General features: G+C 64.2%; 11 protein-coding genes and 1 pseudogene. 11 read left to right on the forward strand and 1 reads right to left on the reverse strand.

Annotated features, from left to right (window positions below):
• Positions 1–60 precede the first annotated feature (60 nt).
• The 7 genes from AC0L28_RS10670 to AC0L28_RS10700 all read left to right on the forward strand — a co-directional run bounded on the left by AC0L28_RS10670 (position 61) and on the right by AC0L28_RS10700 (position 7,179).
• Positions 61–726: a response regulator transcription factor gene (locus AC0L28_RS10670; RefSeq protein ID WP_023800820.1), complete on the forward strand. Its 666-nt coding sequence runs from the start codon at positions 61–63 to the stop codon at positions 724–726.
• On the forward strand, positions 710–2,176 hold the full coding sequence (locus AC0L28_RS10675; protein WP_128172669.1) for an ATP-binding protein: 1,467 nt from the start codon (positions 710–712) through the stop codon (positions 2,174–2,176). Before AC0L28_RS10670 ends, AC0L28_RS10675 begins: the two co-directional genes overlap by 17 nt.
• Positions 2,177–2,354: 178 nt before the next feature.
• Positions 2,355–2,795, forward strand: coding sequence for a hypothetical protein (locus tag AC0L28_RS10680; RefSeq protein ID WP_023800818.1), 441 nt, complete (start codon positions 2,355–2,357; stop codon positions 2,793–2,795).
• A 245-nt stretch (positions 2,796–3,040) separates the two neighbouring features.
• Complete coding sequence (gene ccmI / locus AC0L28_RS10685; RefSeq protein ID WP_023800817.1) at positions 3,041–4,174, forward strand: c-type cytochrome biogenesis protein CcmI; 1,134 nt, start codon at positions 3,041–3,043, stop codon at positions 4,172–4,174.
• 3 nt (positions 4,175–4,177) lie between these two features.
• Positions 4,178–4,618: a cytochrome c maturation protein CcmE gene (gene ccmE / locus AC0L28_RS10690; protein WP_023800816.1), complete on the forward strand. Its 441-nt coding sequence runs from the start codon at positions 4,178–4,180 to the stop codon at positions 4,616–4,618.
• 105 nt (positions 4,619–4,723) lie between these two features.
• The gene (locus tag AC0L28_RS10695) at positions 4,724–6,715 is read left to right on the forward strand and encodes a heme lyase CcmF/NrfE family subunit (RefSeq protein ID WP_473477286.1); all 1,992 of its coding nucleotides are present in this window, start codon (positions 4,724–4,726) and stop codon (positions 6,713–6,715) included.
• Positions 6,712–7,179, forward strand: a complete 468-nt coding sequence (locus AC0L28_RS10700) for a cytochrome c-type biogenesis protein (protein WP_473477288.1) — start codon at positions 6,712–6,714, stop codon at positions 7,177–7,179. Before AC0L28_RS10695 ends, AC0L28_RS10700 begins: the two co-directional genes overlap by 4 nt.
• A gap of 71 nt (positions 7,180–7,250) precedes the next feature.
• Here AC0L28_RS10700 and AC0L28_RS10705 read toward each other — a convergent pair.
• Positions 7,251–7,519, reverse strand: a pseudogene (locus tag AC0L28_RS10705) (CopG family ribbon-helix-helix protein).
• A gap of 180 nt (positions 7,520–7,699) precedes the next feature.
• On the opposite strand from AC0L28_RS10705, the gene AC0L28_RS10710 reads away from it, so the two are divergent.
• The 4 genes from AC0L28_RS10710 (at position 7,700) to AC0L28_RS10725 (ending at position 14,740) form a co-directional block, all read left to right on the forward strand.
• Positions 7,700–9,229, forward strand: coding sequence for a Do family serine endopeptidase (locus AC0L28_RS10710; RefSeq protein ID WP_287341854.1), 1,530 nt, complete (start codon positions 7,700–7,702; stop codon positions 9,227–9,229).
• A gap of 405 nt (positions 9,230–9,634) precedes the next feature.
• The gene (locus AC0L28_RS10715) at positions 9,635–10,309 is read left to right on the forward strand and encodes a response regulator transcription factor (protein ID WP_023800810.1); all 675 of its coding nucleotides are present in this window, start codon (positions 9,635–9,637) and stop codon (positions 10,307–10,309) included.
• Position 10,310: 1 nt separating this feature from the next.
• On the forward strand, positions 10,311–11,780 hold the full coding sequence (locus AC0L28_RS10720; protein WP_236388416.1) for a sensor histidine kinase: 1,470 nt from the start codon (positions 10,311–10,313) through the stop codon (positions 11,778–11,780).
• Entirely contained in the window at positions 11,780–14,740 is a 2,961-nt protein-coding gene (locus tag AC0L28_RS10725; RefSeq protein WP_473477292.1) for a bifunctional [glutamine synthetase] adenylyltransferase/[glutamine synthetase]-adenylyl-L-tyrosine phosphorylase, read from the forward strand. Before AC0L28_RS10720 ends, AC0L28_RS10725 begins: the two co-directional genes overlap by 1 nt.
• The last annotated feature ends 48 nt before the right edge of the window (positions 14,741–14,788 follow it).

The following is a 14,788-nucleotide window of genomic DNA, read 5'->3' on the forward strand; positions in this document are numbered from 1 at the left end:
CGGCCTATACCTGACGTCCAGCTCCTCAACAGGCCGATTCCTCAACTGGTATGATCCCATATGCGCGTACTCGTTGTCGAAGATGACAAGGACCTGAACCGGCAGATATCCGACGCGCTGGTCGATGCCGGCTATGTTGTCGACCGGGCTTTCGACGGTGAGGAAGGGCATTTCCTCGGCGACACCGAGCCCTATGACGCCGTGGTGCTCGACATCGGCTTGCCGCAGATGGACGGCATCAGCGTGGTCGAACGCTGGCGGCGCGGCGGCCGCAAGATGCCGGTCCTGATTCTGACGGCGCGCGATCGCTGGAGCGACAAGGTATCCGGCATCGACGCCGGCGCCGACGATTATGTCACCAAGCCGTTCCACATCGAAGAGGTGCTGGCCAGGGTCCGAGCGCTCATCCGGCGCGCGGCCGGCCATGCGTCGTCGGAGCTGACCTGCGGGCCGTTGCGGCTCGACACCAAAGCCTCCAAGGCCGATGTCGACGGCGTGCCGTTGAAGCTGACGTCGCACGAATTTCGCCTGCTTGCCTATCTGATGCACCATATGGGCGAGGTCGTGTCCCGAACCGAGTTGGTCGAGCACCTTTACGATCAGGATTTCGACCGCGATTCCAACACAATCGAGGTCTTTGTCGGGCGGCTTCGCAAGAAGATGGGCATCGACATGATAGAAACCGTTCGCGGCATGGGCTATCGAATGCGTGAGCCGGAGGCGTAAGGCGGAACCGCTCAGACAGACTGTAAGGACGCCGCTTTCAGTGCGGTTCGGGCCGCGTTCGCTGGCGTTCCGGGTGATCGCCTTTTCCACGGTCTGGGCGATACTCACCCTGATTGTCATCTTCACGCTGATCACGACCCTTTATCGCCAGGCGAACGAGCGCGGTTTCGACAGCCTGCTGTCGGCGCATCTGTTCAATCTGATCGGCTCGGTCGGCGTGTCCGAAGGCGGTTCGCTGACCGGCGCTCCCGACCTGGGCGACCTTCGGTTCTCGGAGCCGAAGTCCGGCTGGTACTGGTCGGTGGAGCCTGCGTCGGAAGGCGTGAGTGGTGAGTTGCACTCCTCCTCAATGACCACGGCGATCCTGTCGCCAAGCGTCGCCGAGGTTCCGTTCAATGCCAGCTTCCAGCGCAGCTATACGACAGAAGGCATCGATGGCGAGGAACTGGAAGTGTTCGAGAGCGAATTCGTTCTCGACGCGAAAAATCGCGCAGCGCGCTTCCGCGTCATGGGCAACCGGACCGAGCTCGAGCAGGAGATAAGCGCCTTTCAGCGTCGCCTGCTGACCTATCTTTCGCTGTTCGGCGTCGGCATGATCGCCATCAACGCCATCGCCATCCTGCTGGGCCTGCAGCCATTGCGCCGGGTCAGGGACGCTCTCGCCATGGTGCGCGAAGGAACCGCGCAAAAGCTCGACGGTCGCTTCCCCGCCGAGATCGAGCCGCTCGCCGACGAGACCAACGCGTTGATCGAAAACAACAAGCGTATCGTCGAGCGCTCGCGGACGCAGGTCGGCAACCTCGCCCATTCGCTGAAGACGCCGCTGGCGGTGCTGATCAACGAGGGACGGGCGCTCGGCGGTGCCAAGGGCCAGCTCATAGCCGAACAGGCCGCCTCGATGCAGAAGCAGATTGACCATTATCTGCAGCGCGCCCGCGTTGCGGCGCAACGCGACAGCGTCGTCTACCGCACGCCGGTGGCGCCGCTGGTCCAGCGCATGGTGCGCGTGCTGCAAAAACTCAATCCGCAGACAGCTCTCTCACTTTCGCTGCCGGCAGTCGATATCGTCTTTGCCGGCGAACGCCAGGATCTGGAAGAATTGCTTGGCAATTTGCTCGACAACGCCATGAAATGGGCAAAGAGCGCGGTCGCTGTGTCGGTGGCGCCAATCTCGGGCAAGGGTGGCTCCGCCAAGAAGAGTGGCGCCGGCAAGGAGGGTGCTGTCAACCTGTTCGAGATCAGTATCGAGGATGACGGCCCGGGTATTCCGGAAGACAAGGCGCGCGAGGCGCTGAAGCGCGGGCGGCGTCTCGACGAGACAAGGCCGGGGACCGGGCTTGGACTTGCCATTGTCGCCGACCTCGTCAACGAATACGGAGGCGTTCTGGCTCTGGAACGGTCCAGCATGGGCGGGTTGAAGGCGGTGGTTCGATTGCGGAGCCTTCACTAGGCCCATGCTTTTTGCTGGGCCGGTCGACATTGATCGACGGTGCGTGATATGGCGGCATGTCGACTGGTCCCGGAGCCGTCGGCCGCGGCCAAATTTCCGACAAACATCGACACTATGGCCACGCCGACTTCCCCGATGGCGCCGCCCCCAGCTTTAACTCAAGAGACCGGTTTTTGGCATGAAGATTCGCGTCGCGCTCGTCTCCGCACTGCTGGCCGTTTCCGGCTGCACGACGCTGGGCAGGAACCCTGGCCCCACGGTGGCGCCGCAGCCGGCCGCAACGCCGCCAAGTGACGGCAAGATCGCGACGACGGTCATTTCCGCCATGGGCGGCGGCCTCGTCAGCGGATCGATCGGTACTGGCTTGAGCGATCCCGAAAAGCGCAAGGCGCTGGAGGCGGAATACAGGGCGCTCGAGTACACGGCGAGCAGCCAGAAGGTGACGTGGAAGAGCGATCGGTCGGCGCATTACGGTGAAGTCGTGCCCGCCCAGCCCTATCGTGTCGGCTCGCAGGACTGCCGACAATACACCCATACGGTGTTTACCGGCGCCGCCGGGGCCACCGCGCGCGGAACCGCTTGCCGCAACGCCGATGGCAGCTGGACGCCGCTGACGTAACGACCGGCCGGATAATGCATGTCGCGCAAAAGCATGCCCTCGGGCCTGACTCGAGGGTGTGCAGCGATCTTGCGATGACGATATGCATGAAAACAACTATCTAAGGTGCGTCGCATGACGCCGGTCGAACGCGACGCGCTTTAGGTCCGGTTGACATCAATCAAGGACATGCGACGCATCTGCCGTCAAAGCGTCGCAGGACGCCTGTGTTGGCAGGGCAGGGCTCTGCCGTTATTGGAAGAAGCATGCTGTTCTGGGTCATAGCCGCCATTCTCACGCTGGGTGCAAGCCTGGCGGTGCTGCTGCCACTGGCCGGCGGCCCGAAGGGTGGTTCGCCAAGCAGCGATCATGACCTTGAAGTCTATCGCGACCAGCTGTCCGAGCTTGACCGCGACGTGGCGCGTGGCCTGATCCAGCCGGCGGAGGCCGAAGAGGCGCGTGCGGAGATCGCCCGCCGCATCCTTCGCCTCGACAATGCCGCCGACAAGGCAGCGGCGCGGCAGCCGTCGATGGCGACCAGGCTGGTCGCGACGGCTGCGGTCCTGGCGGTTCCGCTGGTCAGTTGGGGCTTGTACAGCCAACTCGGCTCGCCCGATCTGCCGTCGCAGCCGCTCAGCGAGCGACTGGCCAAGAATCCCGCCGACAGTTCGGTCGACGAACTGGTGGCACGCGCCGAGGCCCACCTTGCCGCCAACCCGTCCGATGGCAAGGGTTGGGACGTCCTGGCGCCAATCTATCTGCGCATGCAGCGGTTCTCCGACGCAGTGACGGCCTACCGCAACGCTATTCGCCTCGACGGCGACAGCGCAGCCCGCCAGGCCGGCCTCGGCGAGGCGATCGCCAGCGAAGCGGGCGGCATTGTCTCGGCCGATGCCCAGGCAGCCTTCGAGGCGGCGCTGAAGCTCGATCCGGCGACTCCGAAGGCCAGCTTTTATCTGGCGATGGGCATGGCGCAGGAAGGCCGCATCGAGGAGGCGACGGCCGGCTGGCAGAAAATGCTCGCGGCCTTGCCGCAGGACTCGCCCTGGCGCGGCGCCGTCGCGCAGGCACTGGCCGAAACCGCCAGGCGCAGCGTCGCTTCGGGAGTGCCTGCAAAAGGCCCGAACGCCGGGGATGTCGACGCCGCCTCGTCGATGTCGCCGCAGGATAAGGAAGCGATGATCAACACCATGGTTGCGGGGCTTGACGAAAAACTGCGGCAAAACCCGCGCGATGTGGAAGGATGGATGCAGCTTATTCGTTCCTATGTCGTGCTGGGCAAGGCCGATCAGGCGCGCGACGCGCTCAATCGCGGTATCGCCGTTTTTGGCTCCGATAGTGACGAAGCGAAGAAATTCACCGCCTTTGCCGCCTCGCTTGGCCTGACGGCGACGGAGTAAGAAATGACGCGCAAGCAGAAAAGACTGTCGGTGATCGCCGGAGGGTTGGCCTTCCTCGGTGCCGCCACCGGCCTGACCTTCTATGCGCTCGGCCAGAAGGCCTCCTACTTCTACATGCCCGCCGATCTGACCACCGCCAGCCTGCAGCCCGGGCAGCGTATCAGGCTCGGCGGCCTCGTCGAAAAAGGCACGATCGAGCGCGGTCAGGGGACCACCGTCGCCTTTTCGGTGACCGACAACCAGAAGCAGGTCAAGGTCACCTACACCGGGATTCTTCCCGACCTTTTCCGCGAGGAGCAGGGCGTCATCACTGAAGGCATTTTTCGCCCGGACGGCGTCTTCGTCGCCGACAGCGTCCTGGCCAAGCACGACGAGAACTACATGCCCAAGGAGGTGGCTGACGGCCTCAAGTCCAGGGGCGTGTGGCAGGAGAGCAAAAAGTGACTAAGCAGGTTCCGCAAAAGCCTGCCCTCGGGCTTGACCCGAGGGTTCCCACGATTTTGCGGCAAGACCCTGCGGCAAGACAAAAACCTGGCGGGCTTGGCCACAATGGTTGAAACCGGACATTTCGCGCTGGTCCTGGCGTTCGCGCTGTCTTTGGTGCAGGCGCTGGTGCCGCTGTTCGGCGCGCGTATCAACAGCCAGAAGATGATGGCCGTCGGCGGTCCGGTCGCGGTGACCGGCTTCGCCTTGACCGCTCTGTCCTTCGCGGCGCTGGCGACGGCCTATGCGACGTCCGACTTTTCGGTGGCCAACGTCTGGGACAACTCGCATTCGCTGCAGCCGCTGATCTACAAGATCACCGGCACATGGGGCAATCACGAGGGCTCGATGCTGCTCTGGGTGCTTATCCTGGGCTTCTTCGGGGCGCTCGTCGCTGCTTTCGGCAGCAATCTTCCAGCGACCCTTCGAGCCAACGTGCTGGCCGTGCAAGGCGCGATCGGCGCCACCTTCTTGCTGTTCATCCTGGCGACGTCCAACCCGTTCACCAGGCTCAATCCGGCGCCGATCGAGGGCCGCGATCTCAACCCGATCCTGCAGGATCTCGGCCTCGCCATCCATCCGCCGCTGCTCTATCTCGGCTATGTCGGCTTCTCGATCTGCTTTTCCTTCTCGGTCGCCGCCCTCATCGAAGGCCGCATCGACGCGTCCTGGGCGCGCTGGGTGCGGCCATGGACGCTGGTCGCGTGGATGTTCCTGACCGGCGGCATCGCCATGGGTTCCTACTGGGCCTATTACGAACTTGGCTGGGGCGGTTTCTGGTTCTGGGATCCGGTCGAGAACGCCTCGTTCATGCCTTGGCTGGCCGGCACCGCGCTGCTCCATTCGGCGATCGTCATGGAAAAGCGCTCGGCCCTGAAGATCTGGACGCTGTTGCTGGCGATCCTGACCTTCTCGCTGTCGCTGCTCGGCACCTTCCTGGTGCGCTCCGGCGTGCTCACCTCCGTCCACGCCTTCGCCACCGATCCAACGCGCGGCGTGTTCATTCTCTGCATCCTGACACTGTTCATCGGCGGATCACTGGCGTTGTTCGCCTTTCGCGCCTCGAGGTTGACGGCCGGCGGCCTGTTTCATCCGATCTCGCGCGAAGGGGCGCTGGTCCTCAACAATCTGTTCCTGACCACGGCCACCGCCACCGTGCTGATCGGCACGCTCTATCCGCTGGTCGTCGAGGCCGTTTCGGCCGACAAGATTTCGGTCGGCGCGCCGTTCTTCAACCTGACGTTCGGCCCGCTGATGGTGCCGCTCCTGGTCGCGGTTCCGTTCGGGCCGCTGCTGGCCTGGAAGCGCGGCGACATTTTCGCCGTCGCCCAGCGGCTGATGGCGGCCTTCGCCGCCGGGCTTCTGGCCGTGCTGGTGACGGCCTTGTTCATCGACGGCTCGTCGGTGTTCGCTGCACTTGGCGTCGGCCTGGCCTTCTGGCTGATCTGCGGCGCGCTCACCGATATTGCCGTCAAGTCCGGCTTTGGCAGTGTCGCGCCCGGCATCATGTTCAGGCGCTTCGCCGGCCTGCCGCGTTCGGTCTTCGGCACCGCGCTCGCCCATCTCGGTCTTGGGCTGACGACGCTGGGCATTGTCGGCACGCTTTGCTTCGGCACCGAGAAGATCCTGTCGATGCGTGCCGGCGAGACCGTGCAACTGTCCGGCCACACACTGCGCTTCGAAGGGCTCTATCCGGCCCAGGGGCCTAACTACAGCGAGGATCGCGGCCGCTTCGCCCTGCTCGGCGCTGATGGAGGCACCACCGCCGTGATCACCTCGTCCAAGCGCTCCTATCCGGTCCGGCAGATGACGACGACCGAGTCCGGTATCAAGACGATCGGTTTCAGCCAGCTCTACCTCTCGCTTGGCGATGAGGCGACCGACGGCTCCGTCGTGGTGCGGCTGTGGTGGAAGCCGCTGGTGACGCTGATCTGGGGCGGCGCCCTTGTCATGATGGCAGGCGCTGCGATGTCGCTGATGGACCGGCGGCTGCGCGTCGGCGCACCGTCCCGCCGCCGCAAGTCGGCGGGCGCCATGCCTTCGGCGAGCCTGCCATGACCGCAAGAAAAACTTCACTGGCCTCCCTGATCCTGCTGCTGACGCTGTTGTTTGCCGGCGCCGCACTTGCGGTGAAGCCGGACGAGGTTCTGGCCGACCCGGCGCTCGAGGCGCGGGCGCGGACGCTTTCGGAAGAGCTGCGCTGCATGGTTTGCCAGAACCAGTCGATCGACGAATCCGATGCCGACCTTGCCCGCGACCTGCGCGTGCTGGTGCGCCAGCGCCTGGTCGCCGGCGATACCGACCGGCAGGTGATCGATTACATCGTTTCCCGCTACGGCGAGTTCGTGCTGTTGAAGCCGCGCTTCAGCCTGCGCAATGCGCTGTTGTGGGGCACGCCGGTCCTTCTGCTGCTTGCCGGCGGGATTTTCATCGTGCTGACCGCCCGGTCCCGCCGATCGGCGCCTGCGGCCATGCTCACGGCCGAGGAGAAGGCAACGTTGGACAAGATGCTGGGTAACTAATTCGGCCCGGCCGCCCCGTCGCCAAGACCGCGGCCGTGTCACGATGTCTCGAGACCAGGTGACGAACCGCTTCAAGCCTTGTCTGCGCGCCTGGCTTCCGACGCTTCGATGATGGCGTCGATTTCCGCCATGGCTTCTTCGTGCGGCACGACACGGCCAGCTGCCGCATCGGCCATGCCGCGTTTGATGCCTTCGATGATCTCAAGCTCGCGATCGACATAGGCCGATATCGCCTCGGCCGCGAGGAAGGATTTGCTGCGCCGCGTGTCGGCGGCGATCCGCTCCAGCTTCAGCTTGGTTTCGACGAAACCCGAATCGTCATGGTGGCGCTTGCGGTCATGGTGAAAGCCTTGTGCTGAACTGTGTACAGGGCAACGGGCGGGCGCAACCAAAGGGTTGGTGCCTGCAAACATTACCAAAGTTTCATGCACTGGAAATGGCGCCGTAATGTGCGCGCCTCTATTTCTCTTGCCCGAGGATGCCGAGCAAAGCGCATCCCTTGAAAGAGGATACGAGACCCATGAATATTGCCCCCAATTCACATTCCCGCACCCGCAAACGCCTGATGGCTGCCGCCGCATCAGTGGCCATTGCCGGCGCGATCGGCTTCGGCGCGGTTGCCACCGGGACAGCCCCCGTCCTGGCCGAGGCCGTGCGTGTCGAGGCGCCTCAAGTCCCGAGCTTCGCCGACGTGGTCGAGCGCGTTTCGCCGGCGGTCGTCAGTGTCCGCGTCAAATCCAAGATAGAATCGACCGCCGACGACGGCTCCGACCTTCCCGACGCCTTCGGCGATCTCCCCGACGATCCGCAATTGCGCCGCTTCTTCAGGGAGTTCCGTGGCTTTGGCGATCAGGATGGCCGGGATGGAATGCGACGTTTTGGACGCGCTGACCGCCAGCCACGGCCGGTCGCTCAAGGGTCCGGCTTCTTCATCTCCGAGGATGGCTACCTCGTCACCAACAATCATGTCGTCGGAGAGGGCTCGTCCTTCACGGTGGTGATGCATGACGGCAAGGAACTCGACGCCAAGTTGGTCGGCACAGATCCGCGCACCGATCTCGCAGTGCTCAAGGTCGAAGGCGACGGCAAGTTCACCTATGTCGACTTCGCCGATGATTCAAAGGTTCGCGTCGGCGACTGGGTGGTGGCCGTCGGCAATCCGTTCGGCCTCGGCGGCACAGTCACTGCCGGCATTGTCTCGGCCCGTGGTCGCGACATCGGCGCCGGTCCTTATGATGATTTCATCCAGATCGATGCCTCGGTGAACCGCGGCAATTCGGGTGGCCCGACCTTCAACCTCAACGGCCAGGTCGTCGGCATCAACACCGCGATCTTCTCGCCGTCCGGTGGCAGCGTCGGCATTGCCTTCGACATTCCCGCCTCGACCGCAAAACAGGTCGTGCAGGATCTGATGAAGGACGGCACCGTCCAGCGCGGCTGGCTTGGCGTCGAGATCCAGCCGGTCACCTCCGAAATCGCCGAATCGCTCGGGCTGAAGTCCGACAAGGGTGCGCTCGTTTCCAGCGCCCAGGACGATGGTCCCGGCAAGGAGGCCGGCATATCGGCTGGTGACGTCATCACTCAGGTGGACGGCAAGGACGTCGCTTCGCCGAAGGAACTCGCCCGTCTGATCGGCGCCTACCCGCCCGGCAAGCCGGTCGACGTCACGCTGTGGCGTGACGGCAAGAGTGAAACGGTCAAGGTCGACCTCGGCACGCTGCCTTCGACTGACAAACAGGCTTCGGCCGACCAGCAGCCTTCGGTTCCACCAAAGGCCGATACACTGGCCGATCTCGGTCTCACCGTCACCAGGTCCGACGATGGCAAAGGGCTTGTGGTGACCGATGTCGATCCCGACAGCGATGCTGCCGATCGCGGCATCCAGCCCGGCGACGTCATCACCTCGGTCAATTCGACGGAGGTCAACGGCACCGAGGATGTCGCCAAGGCCATGGCCGACGCGGTGAAGTCGGGCCGCAAGGCGGTGCTGATGCAGATCACCCGCGACGACAGCAACCGCTTCGTCGCGCTGCCTGTCGCCAAGGGCTGACGTTCCTGACTTTTCCGATGCGGCGGTTTCAAATACCCGGAGCCGTCGGATGGGAAAGCACGGGGCTTGAATACGTTAGTCAGTCATCGTGTTCCGCCCCAGCGGCAGCGGGCTCCCATCGCCCGCGGCCGCTCGAACAGAGCATGACGATATGCTCAAGCAACAAAGCATGTCGCCCAAAAGTGTGAAGCGGTTTTGGGATGACGACATGCTCAAACAACAGAGCATCTCGCCCAAAAGCCTGCGTGGAGCTTGATCCAGGGTGGTCGATGGCTCGGGGTCAACAACATTCCAAAACAAAGACTTACTGCTCGTTCTTGAATCATTTTGTTCGCGATACACCTTGAGGCCATAATGCCTATGCCGGCCACTCAATCTTCCAGCGAAATCGCGTATAACGGTCCCATGAAGATTCTCGTCATAGAAGACGATCGCGAAGCGGCCGATTACCTCCAGAAAGCCTTTACCGAGGCCGGACATACCGCCCATGTCGCCGGCGACGGCGAAACCGGCTTCGCGCTCGCTGACTCCGGCGACTATGACGTGATGGTCGTCGACCGCATGCTGCCGCGCCGCGACGGCCTGTCGGTCATCGCCGGTCTTAGATCCCGAGGCAAGACTACGCCGGTGCTGATCCTGTCGGCGCTCGGCGAAGTCGACGACCGGGTCACCGGCTTGCGCGCCGGCGGCGACGACTATCTGACCAAGCCCTATGCCTTTTCCGAGCTTCTGGCCCGAGTCGAGGTGCTGAACCGCCGCGCCAGCGCCAGGGAGGCCGAAACCGTCTACCGGGTCGGCGATCTCGAACTCGACAGGCTGTCGCATTCGGTGCGGCGCGCGGCCCGAGAGATTACGCTGCAGCCGCGCGAGTTCCGCCTGCTCGAATATCTGATGCGCCATGCCGGCCAGGTGGTGACGCGCACCATGCTGCTGGAAAATGTCTGGGACTATCATTTCGATCCGCAGACCAACGTCATCGACGTTCACGTCTCGCGGCTGCGCGGCAAGATCGAGAAGGGCTTCGACAAGCCGATCCTGCACACGGTTCGTGGCGCCGGCTATATGCTCAAGAGCGGCTAGCATGGCCCTTTCTATGCCGGCCATCATGAAGACGACGGCAGCGCGGCTTTCGGCGCTCTATCTCCTGCTGTTCGCCATCTGTGCGGTGCTGCTCGTCTTCTACATGACGTCGCTGTCGGCGCGCATGCTGACCGGCCAGACGCAGGAGACCATCAACGACGAGGTGCTCGGCCTCGCCCGGGTCTATCAGCGCGGCGGCTTGCCGCTGCTGGTCCGGGTGGTCGAGCAGCGCTCCCGCCAACCCGGCGCCAATCTCTATTTGATCGCCGATGCCAACGGCCAGATCCTGACCGGCAACGTGCAGAGCCTGGAACCCGGCGTTCTCGTGGCCGAGGGCTGGACGACGGAGCCGTTTTCCTACCGGCGCTTTGGCGAGGGCGAGCTCGAGCGGCAACGCAACCCGATCGCCGACCCGAACGAACCCAGCCAGAGCGAAGTCCAGGTCGAAGGCGAGAAGGGCCACAACGCCATTGCCTTGGTGCTGCGCCTGCCGAACCAGATGATCATGCTGGTCGGCCGCGATCTCGGCGAGCCTGAGCGGTTCCGCGCCGTCATCCGCCGCGCCTTGACGTTGGCGCTCGGCATGATGGCGCTTGGCGGAATTTTGATCTGGTTCTTCGTCGGACGCGCGGCGCTGAAGCGCATCGACTCGGTGTCGCAGGCCAGTCGCCGCATCTTGGGCGGCGACCTTTCCGGCCGGCTGCCGGTCACCGGCGCCGGCGACGAGTTCGATCGGCTCTCCGAAAATCTCAATTCCATGCTGGCCAGGATCGCCACGCTGAATGAAGGACTGAAGCAGGTCTCCGACAACATCGCCCACGATCTGAAGACGCCGCTGACCCGGCTGCGCAACCGCGCCGAGGCGACGCTCTCCGGCAAGCACAACTCCGCCGACTACCGGCAGGCGCTGGAAGCGACCATCGCCGAGTCCGACCATCTGATAAAGACCTTCAACGCCATCCTGATGATCTCAAGGCTGGAGGCGGGCTATTCCTCAGAAATCACCAGCCGGGTCGATCTGGCTGCTTCCGTGCGCGATGTCGTCGAGCTCTACGAGCCGGTGGCGGAGGAGGCGGGAGTGACACTCGAGACCTCGGTGCAGGATGGCTTCGCCGTTGAAGGCAATCGCGAGCTGATCGGCCAGGCGCTATCGAACATCGTCGACAACGCGATCAAATATTCGACCGACTCGACAGCCAAGCCGACCGTTCGCGTGGCGCTCGATCGCGTCGGCAGCGAAATCAGGCTTTCCGTCACCGACAACGGCCAGGGTATTCCCGACGACGCCGATCGCGCCAGGGCGACCGAGCGTTTCGTGCGGCTGGAGAAGAGCCGCTCGCAGCCGGGTTCCGGTCTCGGCCTCAGCCTCGCCAAGGCGATCATGACATTCCACAAAGGGCGGCTTGATCTCCTGCCCGCCAATCCTGGATTATCCGTCGTCGTGAGTTTTCCCGAACGGGAGGATCGCTGATGGCGGTGAAGGCGGCTGCGGAACACACCAACTGGCTTCTGAAGCCGGCGGCAAAGCTCGTGCCTCTGGATCAGAACCGAGCCCGGCGGGAATTGTCGGAGATCGCTTCCGCAGCGCAGGAAGAGGAGCTTGCCGGGGCGGCGAAATTCCTGGCCGGCGAGGGCGCCGTCCAGGAGTTCCTCGCGGCAGTTTTCGACCTGTCGCCGTTCCTGCGCGACACGGTGCGCCGCCGCCCGCAGATCCTGGATGCGCTTTTCGACGAGACCGTCGAGGCCCGGCTGGCGTCGATCGGCGCCGCCATCGACAAGGCCGCGCGGGCGGAAGCCATCTCTGAGAACGGCCTGATGATGGAGCTGCGGCAATGGAAAGCGGAAGCGCATGTTCTGATCGCGCTGGCCGATCTTGCAGGCGAGGCCGAAACTGCAATCACAGTACGGCGGCTGAGCGATCTTGCCGACGCCTGCACCCGCGCTGCCGTCGACTTCCTGCTTCGCGACGCGCACCGACAAGGCAAGCTCAAACTGCCGGATCTCAAGGATCCGGCGCGCCGGTCGGGCTGGATCCTGCTCGGCATGGGCAAGCTTGGCGCGCATGAGCTGAACTTCTCCTCCGACATCGATCTCGTCGTTTTCTTCGACCCGCAAGCGCCAGCAGTCGTCGATCCGCTCGATGCGACGGAGCTGTTTTCGCGCCTGACCCGCCGGCTGGTCCGCATGCTCCAGGACCGCACCGAACACGGCTATGTTTTCCGCACCGACCTCAGGCTTCGTCCCGACCCCGGTTCGACGCCGCTGGCGATCCCGGTCGAGGCGGCGCTGCGCTACTACGAGGCGCGGGGCCAGAACTGGGAGAGGGCCGCAATGATCAAGGCGCGTCCGGTGGCCGGCGATGTCGCCGCCGGCACTGCGTTCCTGAAGGAGCTCCAGCCCTACATCTGGCGCAAATACATGGACTATGCGGCGATCGCCGACGTCCATTCGATCAAGCGCCAGATCCATGCCCACAAGGGTCTTGGCGAGATCGCGGTGAAGGGCCACAACGTCAAGCTCGGCCGCGGCGGCATCCGCGAGATCGAGTTCTTCGTCCAGACCCAGCAGCTCATCGCCGGCGGCCGCTTCCCCGAACTGCGCGGCCGCGAGACGGTGCCGATGCTTGGCCAGCTTGCGGCACGCGGCTGGATCACTGCCGATGCGCGCGATACGCTCACAAGGCAGTACTGGCTCCTGCGCCGCGTCGAGCACGCCGTTCAGATGGTCGCCGACGAGCAGATCCACATACTGCCGGACGATGACGAAGGGCTCGAACGCATTGCCCGCCTGCTCGGTTTTGCCGATGCGGCGACCTTTGCCGAGGCGTTCCGCGCCGCACTCCATCAGGTCGAACGCCACTACGCAGCGCTTTTCGAGACCGCGCCCGAGCTTTCGGCGGGCATCGGCAATCTGGTCTTTACCGGCGATGTCGACGACCCCGATACGTTGCAGACCCTGCAGAGATTGGGATTCCAGCGGGCGAGCGACATCTGCCGCGTCATCCGCGGCTGGCATTTCGGCCGCTATCGCGTCACCCAGTCAGCCGAGGCGCGCGAGCGGTTGACCGAACTGACGCCGGCGCTGCTGCAATCCTTCGGCCAGACGCGCCGCGCGGACGAGGCGTTGATACGCTTCGACGAATTCCTTGCCGGTCTGCCCGCCGGCATTCAGCTGTTCTCGCTGCTCCACTCCAATCCGGCTCTGCTGAAGCTGCTGGCGACCATCATGGGCGCGGCGCCCCGGCTGGCCGCCATCATCACACGCCGGCCGCACGTGTTTGACGGCCTGCTTGATCCGGCCCTTTTGACCGAACTGCCGGACCGCGCCTATCTGTCCGGCCGTCTCGCCGCGTTTCTCGAAGGCGACAGGGCCTATGAGGACGTGCTCGACCGCTTGCGCATCTTTGCGTCCGAGCAAAAATTCCTGATCGGCGTCAGGCTGCTTGCCGGCTCGATCGATCCGGCGCGCGCCGGCCGTGCCTTTTCCGATCTGGCCGATCTCACCATCGACGCGGCGCTGCGGGCGGTCATCGCCGAGTTCGCGCTACGCCACGGTCGCATCGCCGGCGGCACGGTTGCGCTGCTCGGCATGGGCAAGCTCGGCAGCCGCGAATTGACGGCCGGCTCAGACGTCGACCTCATTCTGCTTTATGATCACGACGCCGATGCCGACGAATCCGATGGCGACAAGCCGCTCGCCCCGTCGCACTATTACGCTAGGATGACGCAGCGGCTGATCGCTGCGGTGTCCGCGCCGACCGCCGAGGGCGTTCTCTACGAACTCGACCTTCGCTTGCGGCCGTCCGGCAACAAGGGGCCGGTGGCGACCCATGTCGATGCCTTCAAGAAGTACCAGCGCAAGGACGCCTGGACCTGGGAGCATATGGCGCTGTCAAGGGCCCGCGCGATCGGCGGCGATCAAGCGCTATGCGCCGAGGTCGAGACCGAAGTGGCACAGGTGCTTGCCCTGCCGCGCGACAGCGCCAAGGTGATGGCCGAGGCGGCCGAGATGCGCGCGATGATCGAGAAGGAAAAACCGCCGCGCGATCTCTGGGAGATCAAGCTGATCCCGGGTGGTCTCATCGATCTCGAATTCATCGCGCAGGTGGCGGTGATCACGGGAAAGGTCGAAGCCGGCCGCCGGGTCACCGGGACGGCGGACGTGCTGTCGAGGCTGGCGCCGGATTTCGCCGAGGCGCAGATCAGGCAGGAGCTTTGCGATGCCTATGCGCTCTATCTGGCGCTGACCCAGATGACGCGGCTCTGCCTCACCGGCGTATTCGAACGCGACGACGTTCCGCCGGGGCTTTCGGATCTGCTACTGGCGGTCACCGACCTGCCGGATTTCGGCGTGCTGGAAGCGCACCTCAAGGAGACGTCGCAAAATGTCAGGAAGGATTTTGGCTTTTTGCTTCGTGCGAAACGACCGTGATGGCGCAACGCCAATCGGCTGTTTCGAATAGCATCGGGGTTGCTGTCG

The sequence above is a fragment of the Mesorhizobium sp. WSM4847 genome, assembly GCF_055811335.1.

Excerpts from the sequence above, each read along its gene's own strand:
- AC0L28_RS10700 (WP_473477288.1), top strand. The coding sequence starts at position 6,712 with ATGACCGCAAGAAAAACTTCACTGGCCTCCCTGATCCTGCTGCTGACG.
- ccmI (WP_023800817.1), top strand. The coding sequence starts at position 3,041 with ATGCTGTTCTGGGTCATAGCCGCCATTCTCACGCTGGGTGCAAGCCTG.
- AC0L28_RS10680 (WP_023800818.1), top strand. The coding sequence starts at position 2,355 with ATGAAGATTCGCGTCGCGCTCGTCTCCGCACTGCTGGCCGTTTCCGGC.
- AC0L28_RS10725 (WP_473477292.1), top strand. The coding sequence starts at position 11,780 with ATGGCGGTGAAGGCGGCTGCGGAACACACCAACTGGCTTCTGAAGCCG.
- AC0L28_RS10695 (WP_473477286.1), top strand. The coding sequence starts at position 4,724 with ATGGTTGAAACCGGACATTTCGCGCTGGTCCTGGCGTTCGCGCTGTCT.
- AC0L28_RS10710 (WP_287341854.1), top strand. The coding sequence starts at position 7,700 with ATGAATATTGCCCCCAATTCACATTCCCGCACCCGCAAACGCCTGATG.
- AC0L28_RS10720 (WP_236388416.1), top strand. The coding sequence starts at position 10,311 with ATGGCCCTTTCTATGCCGGCCATCATGAAGACGACGGCAGCGCGGCTT.
- ccmE (WP_023800816.1), top strand. The coding sequence starts at position 4,178 with ATGACGCGCAAGCAGAAAAGACTGTCGGTGATCGCCGGAGGGTTGGCC.
- AC0L28_RS10715 (WP_023800810.1), top strand. The coding sequence starts at position 9,635 with ATGAAGATTCTCGTCATAGAAGACGATCGCGAAGCGGCCGATTACCTC.
- AC0L28_RS10670 (WP_023800820.1), top strand. The coding sequence starts at position 61 with ATGCGCGTACTCGTTGTCGAAGATGACAAGGACCTGAACCGGCAGATA.